A 16,894-nucleotide genomic window follows, 5' to 3' on the forward strand; every position below is an offset into this window, starting at 1 on the left:
GGATGCCGCCCCCTACGCGTTCTCCTTGCGGAAGGTTCGGGTGCCGACGTAGAGGCCCGCGGCGAAGAGCACCAGGGTCCAGATCACGCCCCACATCGTGGTGATGGTCCAGAAGTCGCCCGTGAAGAGTTCGCGGATGGCGTTCACGATGTACTTCGTGGGCATGAAGTCGCTCACCACCTGCAGCCACTGCGGCCCGATGGTCATCGGCAGCAGGATGCCGGAGAGCAGCAGCACCGGCAGCGCGATGCTGTTGAGCACCGGCGCCATCACGTCTTCGCTCTTCGTGGTGAGCGCGAGCGCGTTGGAGGCCGCGGCACACGCGGCACCGAGCAGCACCGTGAGGATGAGCCCGAACACCATGCCGATGATCGAGCCGGTGAGCCCGAACAGGAACGCCAGGCCGATCAGCACGACGCCTTGCACGAACAGCTGCAGCACGTCACGCAGGATGCGCCCGAGCAGCAAGGCGGTGCGGCTCGCCGGCGTCACGCGCTCGGCCTCGATCACGCCGGCGCGCCACTCGGCGATCAGGCCGAAACCGGCGAACAGGGCGCCGAAGAGCCCCAGCTGCACCAGGAGTCCGGGCACGAACAGGGTGTACGCGTTCTGGGCACCGAGCGACCCGGCGAGCGGTTCGAGCAGCGGCCCGAAGAGCACGAGGTACAGGATGGGCTGCACCAGCCCGATGATGACCCACGCGGGGTTGCGGAGCGCCATCCGGAGCTGACGACGGAAGACGATGAAGGTTTCGCGCCAGAACATCAGGCGTCCTCTCGGAGGGATCGGCCGGTCAGGGTGAGGAAGACGTCGTCGAGGGTGGGGCGGCGCACCTCGATCGACTCGAGCTCGATCGACGCGGCATCCAACGCCCGGATGAGGCCCGGGATCTCGTGGCCGGCTCCGCGCACCCGTGCACTCACGCTGGTGGTGTCGGTGTCGACCGCCGTGTCGGCGATGCGGGCCAGCAGTTCCCCGGCCGCGGGCGCCTGGCGAGCGTCGGTCACCACGAGCTCGACCAGGTCGCCGGAGATCTGCCGCTTCAGCGCATCCGGGGTGTCGCTCGCGACGATGGAGCCGTGGTCGATCACGAGGATGCGGTCGCAGAGCGCGTCCGCCTCGTCGAGGTAGTGCGTGGTGAGGAAGACGGTCGAGCCGAGCCGCACCCGGAGGTCGGAGATGTGGGTCCACAGGTTGGCACGGGCCTGCGGATCGAGGCCGGTGGTCGGCTCGTCGAGGAAGACGAGCGTGGGGTCGTGCACGAGGCCCATCGCGATGTCGAGTCGCCGGCGCTGGCCGCCCGACATGGCGCGGGGCTCCCGCGTCCACAGCCCGTCGAGGTCGAGCTGCTCGAAGAGCTCACGGCCTCGGGCCTCCGCCTGCTTCTGGCTGATGCCGTAGAGCATCCCGTGATCCATGATCTCCTCGCCGGCCCGTGCCTCGGGTGAGGTGCTACCACTCTGCGAGACGTAGCCGATGCTGCGGCGCACCTGCTGCGACTGCGTGGCCACGTCGAAGCCCGCCACCGTCGCAGTGCCGGCGGTGGGCTTCAACAGCGTGGTGAGCATCCGGAGCGTGGTGGTCTTGCCTGCCCCGTTGGGCCCCAGGAAGCCGACGATCTCGCCCTTCTCCACGTCGATGTCGACGCCGGCGACCGCCTTCACCTCCTCCTTTTCCTTGCCTCGGCCGCGACCGGCGAAGGTGCGCGCGAGTCCTCGTGCGTGAATCATGGATCTCCCTCGTGTCGGAGCCCATTATTCAAACTTGAATAGCCGTTGTCAAGACGTTTTCCTGGTCGATGCACGCTCATATACTCGGCACATGGCCACCCTGACGACCCGTGCGCTCCTCCTGGGCGTCGTCAGCCTGTTCGAACCCGCGAACGGCTATCAGCTGCGCCGCGAGCTGCTCTCCTGGGGCGTCGAGGACTGGGCGCACATCAAGCCCGGCTCGATCTACTCGATGCTCACCACCTTCGCCAAGCAGGGCTTCATCGAGCGGCACGACCTCACCGAGGGCGACCGCACGGTGGCCGTGTACACGATGGCGGAGGCCGGCCGCGCCGAACTCGACCGGCTGTTGCGCGAGGCGGTCGTGACCGTGAACGCGATGCATCCGTCGAGCTTCCGGGTGGCGATCAGCCTCGCCCCGCTGCTGCCGCGGACAGCGATGCTCGAGGCGCTGCGAGAGCGCGAACGCCGGGCTTCACGGATGCGCGCCGACCTTCTCGAGAAGATCGCGGCGGTCGCGCGCGGCCTCGCACCGCCCCACGTCTCGCACACGCTCGAGCTCGAACTGCGGCTGCTCGAGACGGAGCGCAGCTGGGCGGCGGAGTACGCCGAGACGATCGTGGCGGGCGGCCTGGTGTTCGCGGGCGAGAGCGACCCGGCCTGGGCACCCCCCGCCGACGACGCCGGCTGGCAGATGGTGGGCGAGTCGCAGCGCTACCGGGAGCTCATCGAGCGCGAGAAGTCCTGACCCAGTGAACTATTTGCCCCTATCCGCCCTCTTTCGCGCGTTTTGGGACCGGCGGGGGCCAATAGTTCGGGCGCGCTACTCGAGGGGTCAGAGCTCGTGGCCCAGGAAGACGGGCTCGGGCTGGAGGAGCACGCCGAACTCGGCGAGCACCCGGCCCTGCACGTAGCGGGCGAGCTCGGAGACGTCGGAGGCTCGGCCTGGGGCCGTCGCGGGGGCGGCGGCGGTGTTCACGATCGCCAGGGTGTGCTTGCTCGAGATCGCGGCGGTCGAGCCCGGGAGCGCGAAGCCGCGGCGGATGCCGGCGTTCTCGATCAGCCACGCCGCGCTGAGCTTCACGTGGTACTCGGCGGGCAAAGCCGCGGCCGAATGGTCGCCGTCGACGGCGATCTCCATGCCGTCTTCGAGCGGGATGACGGTGTCGGGCTCGTCGGGCTCGATCTGCCAGCGCGGCGCGGTCGAGGGCAGGGTGCGCGCGAAATGCTCGGTGACGATCGGGTTGGTGAAGAACGAGCCGGCGCTCACGGAGTCGGGATCGGCGGCATCCATCACCATGCCCTTGCTGCCCCGCAGCCACAGCACGGCGCCGCGCACCTGGTCGATGGGCATCCGCTCGCCGACCTCGATGCCGAGCGCGGAGGCCAGCTGGGCGTACATCACCGGTTCGCTCAGCGCAGTGGATGCGCCGGGGCCCTCGACGTCGACGGCGTCGGTGATCGAGTCCGGCCCTTCGAGCGAGTCGCCCCACGCGTCACGCAGCTGGAACGTCACCGAGAGCACCACGCCCCGGAGGCCGCGCTTGAAGACGCTCGAACGATAGGAGAGCTCGAGCTCCTCCAGCGGCATCCGACGCACCGCGCCCGTGCCGAATTCGAGGAAGTCGAGCGACACGATCGCCGAGGCGACCTCCTGCCCGTAGGCGCCGATGTTCTGGATGGGCGCCGCTCCCACCGAACCGGGGATGCCGGAGAGCGCCTCGATGCCGCTCCACCCGTTCTCGACGGTGTGGCGCACGAAGTCGTCCCACGGCTCGCCGGCCTGCACGCGCAACCGCACCGTGCCGACCTTCGACATCACCGGCGCGATGCCACGGGTGGCCACGCGGATGACGGTGCCGTCGAAGCCCTCGTCGGCCACCACCACGTTCGATCCGCCGCCGAGCACGAACCAGTCGTCGTTGGAGGCCCAGGTGTCGCGCGCCGCTTCGAGCAGCTCGGGCTCGGTGGTGGCCGTCACCAAGCGGGCCGCCGGGCCGCCCACCTGGAGGGTCGTCAGCGGGCCGAGCGGGACATCCGTCGCCTCGTCGCTCATGGCAGGCGGACGCGCACCTGCGCCTTGCCGAGCACCGTCTCGTCGTTCACGGTGGTCGTGAGATCGATGCGCGCGGTGCCGGCCCCCTCGTCGAGCTGTCCGATCTTCGCGACGACCGCGACGTCGACGCCGTCGATGGGGTCGACCACGACGGGGCGGGTGAACCGCACCTGGTAGCCGGACACGAGTGCGGGATCGCCGAGCCAGTCGACCACCGGCTGCACCGCCAGACCCATGGTGAGCATCCCGTGCGCCAGAACTCCGGGCAGGCCCACCTCGGCCGCGACGTCGTCACGGTAGTGGATGGCGTTGAAATCGCCGGATGCCCCCGCGTAGCGCACCAGGGAATCACGGGTCAGGTGGTAGCTGGCCGAGGCGACCTGGTCGCCGACCTCGTACTCGTGCACGGTCTCCTGGTCGCTCATGCGTCTCCCCTCACCACGAGGGTCGACACGGCGGTGACGACGTGCTCCCCCTCCGAGTCGGTGACGACCGACTCGGCCACCACCATGGCGTTGCCGCCGAGCGTCTTGACGCTCGTGACATTCAGTTGCGCCGTGAGCTCGTCGCCCGCGACGATGGGGCGGGAGTAGTCGAAGCGCTGCTCGCCGTGCACCACGTGGGTGAGCTCGATGCCCGCGTCGTCCTGGGCGAGGAGCTGACTCAGCGTGAGCTCCTGCACCACGATCGCGAAGGTCGGGGGGGCCACCAGGTCGGCGTAGCCGGCGTCGCGCGCGGCCTCGACGCTGAGGTTCACGGGGTTCGACGAGAAGACGGCGCGAGAGAACTCGCGCACCTTCTCCCGGCCCACGAGGTAGGGGCGCGTCTTCTCGAACGCGCGTCCGACGAGGTCTGGGTTCACTGCCACCCGTCCAGTCTACGGAGAAGCTCTTCGGCGGCATCCCATGCCCTAGTCTCGGAACGTGCGACTCGGAGTGCTCGACGTGGGATCCAACACCGTCCACCTCATCGTGGTCGACGCGCATCCGGGCGCCCGCCCGGTCCCGGCGGCCTCGCACAAGTCGGTGCTGCGCCTCATGCGCTACCTCGAGCCCGACGGCAGCATCAGCGCCGAGGGCGTGTCGGCGATCGTCGCCGCGATCGCGGCCGCCATGGACGTGGCGCGGCGCGAGAACATCGAGGAGCTGCTCCCGATGGCCACCTCCGCCCTCCGGGAGGCCACGAACGGCGAGGCCGTGCTGGCCCAGGTGGAGGCGGAGACCGGTGTCTCCCTGCGGGTGCTGAGCGGCGAGGACGAAGGGCGACTGACCTTTCTCGCCATCCGCCGCTGGTACGGCTGGTCGAGCGGCAACATCCTGCTCTTCGACATCGGCGGAGGCTCGCTCGAGATCGCGGCCGGGCCCGACGAGTACCCCGAGGTGGCGGTGTCGCTGCCGCTCGGCGCCGGGCGCACCACCATCCAGTTCTTCCCCGACGACCCGCCGACGCCGGAGCAGATGCTCGAGTTGCGGGCGCACTCGCGGGCCGTGATGCGGGCGGATGCGCTGCCACTCTTCGCCGCGCTGCCGCCGTTCCAGCACGTGGTCGGCTCGTCGAAGACGATTCGCTCGCTCGCGCGGCTGGCGGGCTCCTCTCGGCCTCATCCGTCGGGAGCGGGCGAACCGACCGTGACGCTGCGGCGGGCGGATCTCAAGGACTGGATCCCGCGCCTCGGCCAGATTCCCGCCGAGGCCCGGCAGGCGCTGCCGGGGATCACCCCCGATCGCACGTTCCAGATCGTGGCGGGCGCGGTGGTGCTGCACTCGGTGATGAAGCTCTACGACGTGGAGGAGCTCGAGGTGTCGCCCTGGGCGCTCCGCGAAGGCATCCTGCTGCGCTACCTCGACGGACTCGGCTAAGGCTCTCGAACACCGAAGCCGTGCACCGCGGCCGCCGCCACCCCGATGTCGATGGCGTAGACCTGCCCGGCGAAGGGCTCCGGCGCCCCGGTGTCCCCTGCGCGGGAGGTGGTGACGAAGAGGGTGGTGCCCGATCCGCCCCCGATGGCGCAGGAGGTCGGGTGGGAGACGGGGAGCGGCACGATGTCGGTGAGGATGCCGCGGGCGTCGTAGCGACGCACGGCGGCGCCGCCCCACAGCGCGATCCAGAGTCCGCCTTCGGCGTCGAGCGTCATGCCGTCGGGTGAGCCGGTCACACCCGCGAAGTCGACGAACGTCTCCCGGGGACCGAACGCGCCGGCGATCGGGTCGAAATCGTAGGCGTACACCGCGTCGTCGGCGGTGTCGGCGTGCAGCGCCAGGGGCCCGCCCGCACCCGCCGTCCACACCAGGCCGTTCGGGATGGTCACCTGCTCGAGCACCACATGGACGCTGAGGTCGGGATCGAGCCGGTAGAGCTTCCCGGCTCCGGGGGCGTAGTCGTAGGCCAGCGATCCGCAGCACAGGCGGCCGGCGGCGTCGCACGCGCCTTCGTTCATGCGTAAGAGGGTCTCCTCGAAGACCGGGATCTCGCGTTCGGTCCGCAGCTCGTCGTCGAGCAGCGCGAAGCCGCGTTCGGTCGCCACGACGTACCCCCCGGTCACGCGCGGCCGGATCAGGGCGACGACATCGCTCACCGAGTGACGCCCTTCGGCGTCGCCGCCGTCATCCGCCGTCTCCCGATGGGTCAGGATGTCGCCGCTCAGCATGTCGACGGACCGCAATGCCCCGATGCGCTCATCCCAGAAGGCCCCCTCGCCGTGGAACGCCGTGGGCCCCTCCAACCAGCGACCGCCGCGGTGCACAGCGACCGACGACTCAGAGCCAGCCACCGTCGACCACCCAGTTCTGGGCCGTGCACATCGCGGAGTCGTCGGCCGCCAGCCAGAGCACCATCCGCGCCACGTCGGCGGGCTGCACACGATCGGGCAGGCACTGGTTGCGGTCGATCTGGGCATCCGCCTCCGGGGTCACCCAGTCGCGCAGTTGGCGCTCGGTCATCACCCAGCCGGGGATGACGCAGTTGACCCGGATGCGGTGCTTCCCCAGCTCGCGGGCCATCGTGCGGGTCATGCCCTCGATGCCCGCTTTGGCCGTGATGTAGCCCACGAGGTCGACGAGATCGATGTGGGCGCTGATCGACCCGAGGTTCACGATGGAGCCGCCGCCGGCCTCCTGCATCACCGGTGCGAGCTTGCGCGACGCGAAGAACTGGTGGCGCAGGTTGACGGCCATCCGGTCGTTCCAGTACTCGACATCGAGGTCGTCGATGGTGTGCCGCCGGTCGTCGGCGGCGTTGTTCACGAGGATCGTGGCCGGACCGAAGGCGGCGAGGATGTCGTCGATCGCCGCCTCGAGGGCTCCCACGTCGCGCACGTCGCAGGGCACGAAGAGGGCGTCCGATCCGAGTTCGGCGGCCAGGGCCGCGCCGCGGTCGACGTCGATGTCGACGAAGCCGACCCGCGCTCCCTGTGCGGCGAACTGGCGCACGAACTCCTCGCCGAGGCCGGTCGCGCCACCCGAGACCACCACCGTCCTGCCCCGCAGACTCGGATAGGTCGCGTCGCTCACGACTCTCCCGTCTGCGCGTCTCGGCCCGCACCGGGGTGGACGATCGCGCGTCCTACCGCACCGCGCCGCAACGCCTCGAACGCATCACCGATGCGTTCGAGCGGATAGCGCTCGCCCAGCAGCCGGTCGAGCGGCAGCTCCCCGCTGCGGTAGAGCTCGAAGATCACCGGGAGGTCGAGCTGCGGGATCGACGAGCCGTAGAGCGACCCGACCACGCGCTTCTGCCGTTGCACGAGCTCGTTGATCGGAACCTCGAAGCCCTGCCCCACCCGGCCGAGGCCCACCGCGACGGCCGTGCCTCCGGGGCGGAGCATCCGCACCGCCGACGTCAGCGTCTCGGGTCGACCGATCGCCTCGATCGCCCAGTGCACGCCGCCCGGCACGTGTGCCAGCACCTGGTCGACGACGTCGCCGTCGCGCCCGTCGATCGTGACGGTGGCGCCGAGCTCGGCGGCGAGCCGGAGCTTGGCCTCGTCGACGTCGACCACGACGAGCGGATGCGCGCCGGCCAGTCGCGCGGCCATCACCGCCGCGAGGCCCACTCCCCCGGCACCGAGGATCACGACCGCCTCGCCCAGGCAGGCGCCGATCACGTTGCGCACCGCGCCGAAGCCCGTGATCACGGCGCAACCCGCGATGGCGGCGACGTCGGCCGGGATGTCGTCGGGAACGCGCACCACGCTCCGCTCGGGCACGACGACGCGTTCCGCGAAGCACGAGACGCCCAGGAGATGGTGCACCGGATGCCCGTCGGAGCTCATGCGGGTCGTGCCGTCGAGCAGCCCCCCGGACCGGGCCTGCACCGGCCCGAACTCGCACATGATGGGCTTGCCGGCCACGCAGTTCGCGCACCGGCCGCAATTCGGGCGCCAGAGCAGGGCCACCCGATCACCCACGGCGATGTCGCCGCTCGTCCCCTCGCCCACCTGCACGACGCGCCCGGCGCCCTCGTGCCCGGGAACCACGGGAAGCGGGCACTGGAGGTCGCCTCGCAGGTAGTGCAGGTCGGAGTGACACACTCCGGCCGCCTCGATCTCGACCAGGATCTCACCGTGGTGCGGAGCATCCAGCTCGATCTCCTCGATCTGCAGGGGGCTGCCGAACTCGCGGAGCACTGCGGCGCGCATCAGTGCGACTCCCGCATCACGGCCGCGCCGGAGGCACCGACGAGGAAGTCGAGGTCGGCTCCCGAGTCGGCCTGCTGCACGTGGTCGATGTAGAGCTGCGACCAGCCGCGCTCGGCCTTGCCGTAGGCCTCCGTCAGCGAGGGCGGAGGCACGCGGGTCGCCAGCTCCTCCTCGGACACCAGGAGCTGGAGCGTGCGGGCCTCGACGTCGAGGTCGATGAGGTCGCCGTCCTGCACCAGGGCGAGCAGACCGCCGGCCGCCGCCTCGGGCGTCACGTGCAGCACCACGGTTCCGTAGGCCGTTCCACTCATGCGCCCGTCGCACACCCGCACCATGTCGCGCACGCCCGTGTCGAGCACGCGTTTGGGGAGCGGCATGTTGGCCACCTCGGGCATGCCCGGATAGCCTCGCGGCCCGCAGCCGCGCAGCACGAGCACCGAGTTCTCGTCGATCTCGAGCGCGGGGTCGTCGATGCGCGCCTTCATGTCCTCGACCGAGTCGAACACGACCGCGGGTCCCCGGTGGCGCAGCAGCGCGGGCGTCGCGGCGGCCGGTTTGATGATGGCTCCGGATGCCGCCAGGTTGCCCCGCAGCACGGCGATGCCCGCGCCGCGTTGCAGCGGGTCGTCGGCGGTGCGGATGACGTCCCTGTCCCACACCTCCTGCCCGTCGAGCTCGTCGACCAGGGGGCGGCCCGCCACGGTGACGGCCGTCGGATCGAGTAGCCCGCGCACCTCCTTCAGCACGGCGAGGAATCCGCCGGCCCGGAAGAGATCCTCCATCAGATGCTCCCCGGCGGGTTGCAGGTTCACCAGGAGCGGCACCTCGGCGCCGATCCGGTCGAAGTCCTCGAGCGCGAGGTCGATGCCCAGGCGTCCCGCGATGGCGAGCAGGTGCACGACGGCGTTGGTGGACCCTCCGATCGCCGCGAGCGCGACGATCGCGTTGTGGAACGCTGCCACGGTCATGATCGAGCCGGGCGTCACGCCCTCCTCGGCCAGGCGCACGGCCTGCCGACCGGTGGCGTGGGCGGCCTCCAGCAGCCGGCTGTCGGAGGCCGGGATGCCGGCGATGCCGGGTAACGTCATCCCGAGCGCTTCCGCCATGCAGGCCATCGTCGACGCGGTTCCCATGGTGTTGCAGTGACCACGGCTCCGGATCATCGACGACTCCGACTTCACGAAGTAGTCGGGCGCGAGCCGTCCGGCGCGCACCTCCTCGCTGAGCTTCCAGACATCCGTTCCGCAGCCGAGCGGGCGACCGCGGAACGAGCCGTTGAGCATGGGGCCGCCGGGCACCACGATGGCCGGGATGCCCACCGACGCGGCCGCCATGAGCAGCGCCGGGATGGTCTTGTCGCAGCCGCCCAGCAGCACCAGTCCGTCGACCGGGTTCGCGCGGAACATCTCCTCCGCCGCCATCGCCGCCATGTTGCGCCAGAGCATCGCGGTGGTGCGCACGGTCGTCTCCCCCAAGGACACTACGGGCAGGTTGTAAGGGATGCCACCGGCCTCGTAGATGCCGTTCTTGACGCTCTGGGCCACCTCGTCGAGGTGCGCGTTGCACGGGGTGAGGTCGGAGGCGGTGTTCGCGATGGCGATGTTCGGCCGGCCGTCGAAGGCGTGATCGGGGACGCCGCGGCGCATCCAGGCCCGGTGCAGGTAGGTGTTGCGGTCGTCACCGCCGTACCAGGCGGTGCTCCTCATCGACTCTCGCGCGGCGGACGGGACGTCCGACGGGCTCGGGCTCTCGGTGTCATTCTGCATGGTTCTGATCCTCAGGGAATTCCAGTCGGCCGTCGAGACGGTGCGGGATGTGCCTCAGCACGTCGTCGCGGAGGTCGACGGGCAGCGCCGCCTCCGGCGCGTTCTGATAGGCGATCGGCCGCAGGAAGCGGCGGATCGCCGTCGCGCCGACCGAGGTGTGTTGGGAGTTGGTGGCGGGCCAGGGGCCACCGTGGTGCTGCCCCCAGGTGACGGCGACGCCCGTGGGCCAGCCGTCGAACAGCACGCGGCCGGCTCGCTCGGACAGCAGATCGACCAGTCGGCCGACCTCGGCACCCTCGTCGGCCTCGGCGTGCAGGGTTGCCGTGAGCGAGCCGTCGACGAGCGCGAGAGCCGCCTCCACCTCGTCGAGGGAGTCGTACTCCACGAGCAGGGTGAGCGGCCCGAAGCACTCCTCGAGCAGGACGGCGCTGTGGGACACGAACGCGGCGACCGTGGTCTGCAACGCGACGGCACGCACGCCCTCTGCCGCACCGCTCACCTCTCCGGCCACGACGCGCACCCCGTCCACCGCGAGCAGCCGCTCGGCTCCCGGCAGGAAGGCGTCGGCGATCCGCTCGGTCAGCAGGGTGAACGCCGGCCGACGTTCGACGGCCAGGCGGAGCGCCTCCGTCGCCGCGAAGCCCGCCGGCACGAAGACGACGCCGGGCTTGGTGCAGAACTGTCCGCCGCCCAGGGTGAACGAGTCGACGAGACCGTCGGCGATCAGCTCACCCCGCGCCTGGACGGCTGCCGGCGTGACGACGACGGGGTTGACGCTGCCGAGCTCGCCGAAGAACGGGATGGGATCGGGCCGTTCGGCGATCGCGGCGAGCAGACCTCGGCCGCCGTCGAGCGATCCCGTGAACGCCACCGCCTTCACGGCGGGCTCCCGGGCCAGCCGGCGCCCGGCCTCGCGACCCTCGACGAGCGAGAAGACCCCGTCGGGCGCGCCGGCCTCGGCGAGCGCCTCCCGCACCACCCGCGCGGTCGCACGCGAGAGTTCCGGATGCCCGGAGTGCGCCTTCACGACGACCGGGCACCCCGCCGCGAGGGCCGACGCGGTGTCGCCGCCGGCGACCGAGAAGGCGAACGGGAAATTGGAGGCCGAGAAGACCGCGACCGGGCCGAGGGGGCGGAGGAAGCGACGGATGCCGGGGCGCGGAGGCGTGGCATCCGGAGCCGGCGTGTCCACGATCGCTTCGAGGTAGGAGCCCTCCTCGATCACCTCGGCGAACAGCCGCAGCTGACCGGTGGTGCGGGCCACCTCACCGCTCAGCCGTGCCGAGCCGAGGTGTGTCTCGCGGTCGGCGATCGCCACGAGAGCGTCACGCTCGGCGTCGATGCTGTCGGCGACCGATCGCAGCCAGAGCGCGCGCTCGGCGCGGCTCGAGGCCTGCACGGCGCGCGCGACGTCGGCGAGGTCCGGGAAGCGAGCCTCGCCGCCGATCGTGCCGTCACGGGGCGATTCGGACATGCGCTTCCTCCCCCGCCCTCACCACGACGACGTCGTCATCCGCCCGCAGGGCGAACTCGATCGCGCCGTCTTCGGTCGTGACCCGGTAGGTGCCTGCGAAGCCGCGCACCTCGATCGACCCGTCGTCACCGGTGGTCACGGTCGAGGGAGCCTGCCACCATTCGCCGCGGACGAGGGCGTGCAGCGCGTCGAAGGCGGGTTTGCGCGATCCGTCGACGCGGAGGAGCCCGGAGGGCGCCCCGAGCCAGGCACCGTCGTCGGTGATGCCCCAGTAGGTGAGCGACTCGACGAGCGGATGCGCCAGCACGGTGCGGTAGTGCCGCACGATCTCGTCGGCCTGTCTCGCCTCGCCCTCGTCGGTGGAGGGCCAGGAGTCGACCACGTAGTCGTTGAGGTCGACGATCTCCGCCGGCATGAGGTCGCCCGAGAGCAGCGTCGTCTCGGTGAGCTGCAGCGGCAGCCCGAACCGGGAGAACCGTTCGATGATGGCCGAGATCCGCTCCTCACCCCGGAAGCCCTGGTGCATGTGCGTCTGGAGGCCGAGCGCGTCGATCCGGATGCCGGCCTCGAGGCACTCCTCGATCAGACGTTCGTAATCGGCCGAGAGGTCGAAGTCGTTCAGCACGAATCGGGCACCGGGGTTCGCCGCCCGGGCCTCCTCGAAGGCCAGGGCCACCATGCCCACCCGTCCCTTCTTCTGGGCGAGACGGGTGACCGCGTTCTCCTCGGCCGTGAAGACGGGCAGGATCACGGCTTCGTTGATGGCGTCCCACAGGTCGATGACGCCGGCGAAGTCGGTCACAGTGGTCGCGACGTGCTCGCGGATCGCGGCCTCGACCTCTCTGTCGTCGAGCTCCAGCAACCACTCCGGCGTGAGGGTGTGCCACACCAGCGGGTGCCCCTTCACCGTCACGCCCCGCGCCGCGAACCACTCCGCCGTGCGATGCAGCCTCACGGTGTCGGGATGCCCCCGCTCGGGTTCGAATCCGCGCCAGTAGAACGGGAGGGTCGCGGTGTTGAACAGCTCCAGCCAGTCCTCGGCGAGGCGCTCGGGATTCTCCGGAAGCAGTCCGCCGAAGAACTCGAGGGCGCGGCCGCCGGAATCCTGCGGCGGGCCACCGATCCACTCGACGAAGTCGAAGCCGATGTTGCCGAAGCCGAACTCGTGACGCACCTGCTCGACGATCACGGGCACGCCCGCGACCGGACGGCCGTCGCGACCCGTCAGCACGACCCGCGCCGAGAGCATCCGGTCGTTCGGACTCACCGCACGCCCCGGGCACCCGGGTACCAGTCGTCGAGCGTGTTCTCGGTGATCGCGATGAACACGTCGTCGGGGCGCACGCCCTCGGCCTCCAGGTTGCGGGCGATGGCGTCGAAGGCCTTCACCTTGGTGGCGGCGTCGTACATCTTCACCATGAGGATGCGGATGTAGACGACGTCGCGGCGGTCGCCGCCGAGGTAGTGCGGGTCGGCGATGATGTGGTCGGCCGGCAGGGGGTGGATGACCTGGAAGCGGTCTTCCGCATCCATGCCGAGCCCCTCGACGAGACCGGCGTTGACGGCCTCCCCGTAGGCGTGGCGCTTCTCGACGGGAACGGTGTCGGCGACTTCGATGGTGACGAGGGGCATCAGGCCCATACCTCCTTGTTGGTGCGCACATCCGTGCGGCTTCGAGCGGACTCCTCGATGGCGAGTCCGAGCAGATGGTCTTGGCAGGCGTCGGCGAGCGAGTAGGGCCCGGGGCCCTCGCCGCGCGCCCAGCGCCCGGTCTCTTCGAGGAACGAGGCCACGGCGATGTCGTCCTCCGACAGGCGGGTGCCGATCCACGGGTTCCGGTACACGATCCGGCCTTCGAACGAGGCCGAGACCACCTCGTTGCCCTCGAGGTTCATGTCGACCCCGGTGCGCCGGTAGGAGATGGGCGAGACGACCACTCCCTCGTCGGTCAGACGGGTGACGGTGTCGTCGACGATCTCGCCGAGCGACCCGCGGATGACGATGCGGCGGGCCAGCAGCGGGTTCCACCACTGGTTGTCGACGAAGTCGTAGAGCCCCCGCCGTCCGTCGCCGAAGTCGAGCGTGGCGATCGTCGTCGTGCGCGGCTGCGGGGTCGGGTCCTCGACCCACCCGTCGAAGGTGAGCGGATCGGCCTGCGGGGCGCTGAAGGTGCGCGCGTTCACGACGGTCTCGTCGAAGCCGGCGCCGAGGAACGACCGCATGATCGAGGTCGCGTGGTAGAGATGCGTCGACGCGACCTCGACGGCGGTCGCTGTGCCGATCGCCCCCGATCGCACGACGGCGAGCCGGGCGGCGTGGCCGGGCATGAGCATGTACTGCTCAGCCACCTGCACGCGGCCGGATGAGCCCACCGCGTTCCAGAGGCCGCGGAGCCCCTCGGCCGTCGGTGCCGGCGGGGTCTCGGCGAGCACACGGGCGCCGAGCTCCACGAGCTGCGTCACCACACTCGGCATCGACGGCCACGACACAGCCGCCACCACGAACTCGGGCTGGTGGGCGAGTGCCTCGTCGAGGGTGCGGACGACCGGCACACCCCAGGCCTGGCCCACCCGGTCCGCCGCGGCATCCGAGTTGGCGACCACCGCCACCACCTCGAGCCGCTCGGGGGAGGCCCTCGCCACCCGCAGGTAGAATTCCGACCGCCAACCTGTTCCGACGATCGCGAATTTCAGGGGATTCGACACGTAGTGCACCTTTCGTTGTTGCAGGGAAGGCGGACCGGCTCGATGCCGGTCACACCTGACTCATTCCGCCGTCGACGACCAGTTCGACGCCGGCGACGAAACTCGATTCCGAGCCGGCGAGGAAGAGGATCGCGGCGGCGACCTCTTCCGGCCGCCCGATACGGCCGACGGGGACCATCTGGGCGACCGCCTGCTCGACCGCTGCCGATCCGCCGGTGAACTGGTCGAAGCCGGCCGTCGAGGTGGGCCCGGGACTGACCGCGTTGGCCCGGATGCCGCGATCACGCAGCTCCGACGTCAGGGTGCGCGCGAGCGAGCGCACGGCCGCCTTGGTGGCGTTGTACACGGCATGACCCGGGCCGCCGTTCGATCCGGCGATCGAGGACACCAGCACGATGCGGGCGCCGTCGGCCATCGACGGCAGCAGCTTCTGCACCGTGAACACCGTGCCGCGCAGGTTGAGATCGGCGACGAAGTCGAACTGGGCCGGCGTGAGCTCGGCGACCGCCGTCGCATCCGTGTCGCGGCCGGCGTTGACGACCAGGATGTCGGCGGGCCGACCGCGCTCGGCGACGACCGCCGCCAGACGGTCGAGGTCGTCGAGCGAACCGGAGTCGGCCACCACCACCTCGGCGCGCTCGGGCAGCTCGGCACGCACCGAGGCGGCCCGGTCCGCGCTGACCCCGGTGAGGATCACCTCGGCGCCCTCGGCGAGGAAGCGCTCCACCACGGCGCGACCGATGCCGGCGGTGCCCGCGGTGACCACCGCGAGCTGGCCCTGCAGCTGGCCGCCGCTCACTTGAGGGCTCCGGCCGAGAGGCCCTTCTCGAAGGAGCGCTGCAGCAGCAGGTAGGCGACGATGACCGGTACCGCGGTGATCACGGCGGCGGCGAGGACGCCGGTCTGGTCGTTCGTGTACTGACTGGTGAAGAACGACGGCAGCAACGTCACCACCTGCTTGCCCGGGTCGTTGAGCATGAGCATCGGCAGGAGATACGCGTTCCAGGCGTTCAGCAGCGTGAGCACCACGATCGCACCGGCGATGGGGCGGGTCAGCGGCAGCACGATGTGCCAGAACACCCGGAAGGTGCCGGCGCCGTCGACCCGTCCGGCATCCATCAGCTCGGTCGGGATGCCCTCGAAGAAGCCGCGGGCGAGCAGGATGGTGAACGGCACCTGCAGGGCTGCGAGCGGCAGGATCACGGCGATCAGCTCGTTGTAGATGTCGAAGGTCGACGCCGTGACGAACAGCGGGGTGAGCAGCACGGCCTCGGGCATGGCGAGCGCGGCGAGGATGAGCCAGAACCAGATCTCCTTGCCCCGGATGCGCAGCTTGGCGAAGCCGAAGGCGCCGAGCATCGTCACCACGTAGACGATGAGGATGGTCACCCCGGCCACGATGGCGCTGTTCATGAAGTAGGTGGGTACGACACCGGTGGCGAACACCTTGGCGTAGTTGCCCCAGCCCTGGCCGGCGAACGACCCCTGGACCATGGCGATCAGCGCCGCCAGGAACGGCAGGGCGATCACGGTGGCGAGGATCTGCACGCCGGCACGGGACCAGCGGGAACGAAGTTCGAACATCGGTCAGGACTCCTTCCGGCGCCGCGCGCGCAGGAGCACGCCGCCGCCGATGGCGATCACGAGCAGGGCCACCGAGATGGCGGCCGCATAGCCGAAGTGCTTCTCCTGCACCATCGTCTGGTAGATGTACGTCCCCAGGAACTCGGTCGCGTGGTTAGGACCTGCTTTCGTCACGAGGTAGGGCACGTCGAAGGTCTTGAGGGCCCCGATCACCCCCAGGGTGGCGAGCGCGATCGTGGTTCCCGAGCACAGCGGCCAGATGATCGAGCGGAGCGTCCGGAAGTTGCTCGCGCCGTCGACGCGAGCCGCCTCGAGGACCTGGGGGTCGATCTGGCTCATCGCCGCGTAGAAGAGGATGAAGGTCAACCCGGTCCACTGCCAGATGGTGACCACCATGACCACCGGCATCGCGGTGGCGCTCTCGGCCAGCCACGGCCGGGCCAGGGCGCCCAGGCCCACGTGGTCCAGCAGCCAGTTGAACTGGCCGTTGGCGTCGAAGATCGACCGGAACACGGGGGCCATGGTGGCCGGGGCGAGCACGGTCGGCACGAAGATGATGACCTTGTAGATCGGTGCCAGGCGGATGCGCGAGTGCAGCAGCGCCGCGAACGTGAAGCCGATCGCGGTCTGGATGGTGAAGGTCACCACGAAGAAGACGACGGTGTGCCAGATCGCGGTCCAGAAGATCGGATCCTGCAGCATGGCCGTGTAGTTGTCCCAGCCGACGAACTCGGAAGGGCTCAGCACGAAGCCGTTCCAGTCGAGGGTGGAGACGTAGCCGGTGAACCCGATCGAGAAGTAGATCATCCCGATCACGAGGGCGAGGGCGGGGAGGATCCAGACGAAGCCGACGCCTGGCCCGAACCGCTTTCCGAAGGAAGCATTCATGAGAGCTCCATTGCTGGGAGGTTGAGTGCCACGAGGAGGCGGGAGGAACCCGCCC

General features: G+C 70.3%; 18 protein-coding genes. 2 read left to right on the top strand and 16 right to left on the bottom strand.

The features are described from left to right. Positions 1-12: 12 nt before the first annotated feature. Both ACFJGU_RS04225 and ACFJGU_RS04230 read right to left on the bottom strand, forming a co-directional pair. Complete coding sequence (locus ACFJGU_RS04225) at positions 13-765, bottom strand: ABC transporter permease (protein ID WP_382307930.1); 753 nt, start codon at positions 763-765, stop codon at positions 13-15. Then, positions 765-1,730, bottom strand: a complete 966-nt coding sequence (locus tag ACFJGU_RS04230) for an ATP-binding cassette domain-containing protein (RefSeq protein ID WP_382307932.1) — start codon at positions 1,728-1,730, stop codon at positions 765-767. The genes ACFJGU_RS04225 and ACFJGU_RS04230 overlap by 1 nt, the downstream gene beginning before the upstream one ends. A gap of 91 nt (positions 1,731-1,821) precedes the next feature. On the opposite strand from ACFJGU_RS04230, the gene ACFJGU_RS04235 reads away from it, so the two are divergent. After that, the gene (locus ACFJGU_RS04235; protein WP_382307933.1) at positions 1,822-2,478 is read left to right on the top strand and encodes a PadR family transcriptional regulator; all 657 of its coding nucleotides are present in this window, start codon (positions 1,822-1,824) and stop codon (positions 2,476-2,478) included. Positions 2,479-2,565: 87 nt separating this feature from the next. Here the strand turns inward: ACFJGU_RS04235 and ACFJGU_RS04240 are convergent, their stop codons facing one another. From ACFJGU_RS04240 to ACFJGU_RS04250, 3 genes are read right to left on the bottom strand one after another with little or no spacing between them, the layout of a single operon-like run. Continuing rightward, the gene (locus tag ACFJGU_RS04240) at positions 2,566-3,786 is read right to left on the bottom strand and encodes a UDP-N-acetylmuramate dehydrogenase (RefSeq protein WP_382307935.1); all 1,221 of its coding nucleotides are present in this window, start codon (positions 3,784-3,786) and stop codon (positions 2,566-2,568) included. Beyond that, entirely contained in the window at positions 3,783-4,211 is a 429-nt protein-coding gene (locus tag ACFJGU_RS04245) for a MaoC family dehydratase (RefSeq protein ID WP_382307937.1), read from the bottom strand. The genes ACFJGU_RS04240 and ACFJGU_RS04245 overlap by 4 nt, the downstream gene beginning before the upstream one ends. Continuing rightward, positions 4,208-4,654, bottom strand: coding sequence for a MaoC family dehydratase N-terminal domain-containing protein (locus ACFJGU_RS04250; protein ID WP_382307939.1), 447 nt, complete (start codon positions 4,652-4,654; stop codon positions 4,208-4,210). The genes ACFJGU_RS04245 and ACFJGU_RS04250 overlap by 4 nt, the downstream gene beginning before the upstream one ends. A gap of 55 nt (positions 4,655-4,709) precedes the next feature. Here ACFJGU_RS04250 and ACFJGU_RS04255 point away from each other — a divergent pair, with 55 nt between their 5' ends. Next, positions 4,710-5,645: a Ppx/GppA family phosphatase gene (locus ACFJGU_RS04255; protein WP_382307940.1), complete on the top strand. Its 936-nt coding sequence runs from the start codon at positions 4,710-4,712 to the stop codon at positions 5,643-5,645. Here ACFJGU_RS04255 and ACFJGU_RS04260 read toward each other — a convergent pair. Genes ACFJGU_RS04260 through ACFJGU_RS04310 form a run of 11 tightly spaced genes read right to left on the bottom strand, consistent with a single transcriptional unit; the run spans position 5,642 to position 16,839 of the window. Next, on the bottom strand, positions 5,642-6,556 hold the full coding sequence (locus tag ACFJGU_RS04260) for an SMP-30/gluconolactonase/LRE family protein (protein ID WP_382307942.1): 915 nt from the start codon (positions 6,554-6,556) through the stop codon (positions 5,642-5,644). The genes ACFJGU_RS04255 and ACFJGU_RS04260 overlap by 4 nt on opposite strands. Next, positions 6,543-7,295 carry an SDR family NAD(P)-dependent oxidoreductase gene (locus ACFJGU_RS04265; RefSeq protein ID WP_382307944.1) on the bottom strand — a complete coding sequence of 251 codons (753 nt, stop codon included), beginning with the start codon at positions 7,293-7,295 and terminating at the stop codon, positions 6,543-6,545. Before ACFJGU_RS04265 ends, ACFJGU_RS04260 begins: the two co-directional genes overlap by 14 nt. Beyond that, positions 7,292-8,422 carry a zinc-binding dehydrogenase gene (locus ACFJGU_RS04270; protein ID WP_382307945.1) on the bottom strand — a complete coding sequence of 377 codons (1,131 nt, stop codon included), beginning with the start codon at positions 8,420-8,422 and terminating at the stop codon, positions 7,292-7,294. Before ACFJGU_RS04270 ends, ACFJGU_RS04265 begins: the two co-directional genes overlap by 4 nt. Continuing rightward, entirely contained in the window at positions 8,422-10,188 is a 1,767-nt protein-coding gene (locus ACFJGU_RS04275) for an IlvD/Edd family dehydratase (protein ID WP_382307947.1), read from the bottom strand. Before ACFJGU_RS04275 ends, ACFJGU_RS04270 begins: the two co-directional genes overlap by 1 nt. Next, the gene (locus tag ACFJGU_RS04280) at positions 10,178-11,662 is read right to left on the bottom strand and encodes an aldehyde dehydrogenase (NADP(+)) (protein WP_382307948.1); all 1,485 of its coding nucleotides are present in this window, start codon (positions 11,660-11,662) and stop codon (positions 10,178-10,180) included. The genes ACFJGU_RS04275 and ACFJGU_RS04280 overlap by 11 nt, the downstream gene beginning before the upstream one ends. Further along, positions 11,643-12,929 carry an endo-1,4-beta-xylanase gene (locus ACFJGU_RS04285; RefSeq protein WP_382307950.1) on the bottom strand — a complete coding sequence of 429 codons (1,287 nt, stop codon included), beginning with the start codon at positions 12,927-12,929 and terminating at the stop codon, positions 11,643-11,645. The genes ACFJGU_RS04280 and ACFJGU_RS04285 overlap by 20 nt, the downstream gene beginning before the upstream one ends. After that, the gene (locus tag ACFJGU_RS04290; RefSeq protein WP_382307952.1) at positions 12,926-13,294 is read right to left on the bottom strand and encodes a tautomerase family protein; all 369 of its coding nucleotides are present in this window, start codon (positions 13,292-13,294) and stop codon (positions 12,926-12,928) included. Before ACFJGU_RS04290 ends, ACFJGU_RS04285 begins: the two co-directional genes overlap by 4 nt. Then, complete coding sequence (locus ACFJGU_RS04295) at positions 13,294-14,367, bottom strand: Gfo/Idh/MocA family protein (RefSeq protein ID WP_382307954.1); 1,074 nt, start codon at positions 14,365-14,367, stop codon at positions 13,294-13,296. The genes ACFJGU_RS04290 and ACFJGU_RS04295 overlap by 1 nt, the downstream gene beginning before the upstream one ends. Positions 14,368-14,416: 49 nt before the next feature. Next, positions 14,417-15,166, bottom strand: coding sequence for an SDR family oxidoreductase (locus tag ACFJGU_RS04300; protein WP_382307956.1), 750 nt, complete (start codon positions 15,164-15,166; stop codon positions 14,417-14,419). Then, positions 15,163-15,951 (bottom strand): carbohydrate ABC transporter permease, encoded by a 789-nt coding sequence (locus ACFJGU_RS04305; protein WP_382307957.1) that lies wholly within the window; start codon positions 15,949-15,951, stop codon positions 15,163-15,165. The genes ACFJGU_RS04300 and ACFJGU_RS04305 overlap by 4 nt, the downstream gene beginning before the upstream one ends. 3 nt (positions 15,952-15,954) lie before the next feature. Beyond that, a complete protein-coding gene (locus ACFJGU_RS04310; protein ID WP_382307959.1) occupies positions 15,955-16,839 on the bottom strand; it encodes a carbohydrate ABC transporter permease in 885 nt (294 codons plus the stop codon). Positions 16,840-16,894: the final 55 nt, after the last annotated feature.

This window comes from Herbiconiux sp. UC225_62, assembly GCF_042694625.1.
Classification (GTDB): domain Bacteria; phylum Actinomycetota; class Actinomycetes; order Actinomycetales; family Microbacteriaceae; genus Herbiconiux.

Bases quoted from the DNA above. Each gene is read 5' to 3' on its own strand.
- ACFJGU_RS04225 (WP_382307930.1), bottom strand. From the start codon at position 765: ATGTTCTGGCGCGAAACCTTCATCGTCTTCCGTCGTCAGCTCCGGATG.
- ACFJGU_RS04230 (WP_382307932.1), bottom strand. From the start codon at position 1,730: ATGATTCACGCACGAGGACTCGCGCGCACCTTCGCCGGTCGCGGCCGA.
- ACFJGU_RS04235 (WP_382307933.1), top strand. From the start codon at position 1,822: ATGGCCACCCTGACGACCCGTGCGCTCCTCCTGGGCGTCGTCAGCCTG.
- ACFJGU_RS04240 (WP_382307935.1), bottom strand. From the start codon at position 3,786: ATGAGCGACGAGGCGACGGATGTCCCGCTCGGCCCGCTGACGACCCTC.
- ACFJGU_RS04245 (WP_382307937.1), bottom strand. From the start codon at position 4,211: ATGAGCGACCAGGAGACCGTGCACGAGTACGAGGTCGGCGACCAGGTC.
- ACFJGU_RS04270 (WP_382307945.1), bottom strand. From the start codon at position 8,422: ATGCGCGCCGCAGTGCTCCGCGAGTTCGGCAGCCCCCTGCAGATCGAG.
- ACFJGU_RS04275 (WP_382307947.1), bottom strand. From the start codon at position 10,188: ATGCAGAATGACACCGAGAGCCCGAGCCCGTCGGACGTCCCGTCCGCC.
- ACFJGU_RS04280 (WP_382307948.1), bottom strand. From the start codon at position 11,662: ATGTCCGAATCGCCCCGTGACGGCACGATCGGCGGCGAGGCTCGCTTC.
- ACFJGU_RS04290 (WP_382307952.1), bottom strand. From the start codon at position 13,294: ATGCCCCTCGTCACCATCGAAGTCGCCGACACCGTTCCCGTCGAGAAG.
- ACFJGU_RS04305 (WP_382307957.1), bottom strand. From the start codon at position 15,951: ATGTTCGAACTTCGTTCCCGCTGGTCCCGTGCCGGCGTGCAGATCCTC.
- ACFJGU_RS04310 (WP_382307959.1), bottom strand. From the start codon at position 16,839: ATGAATGCTTCCTTCGGAAAGCGGTTCGGGCCAGGCGTCGGCTTCGTC.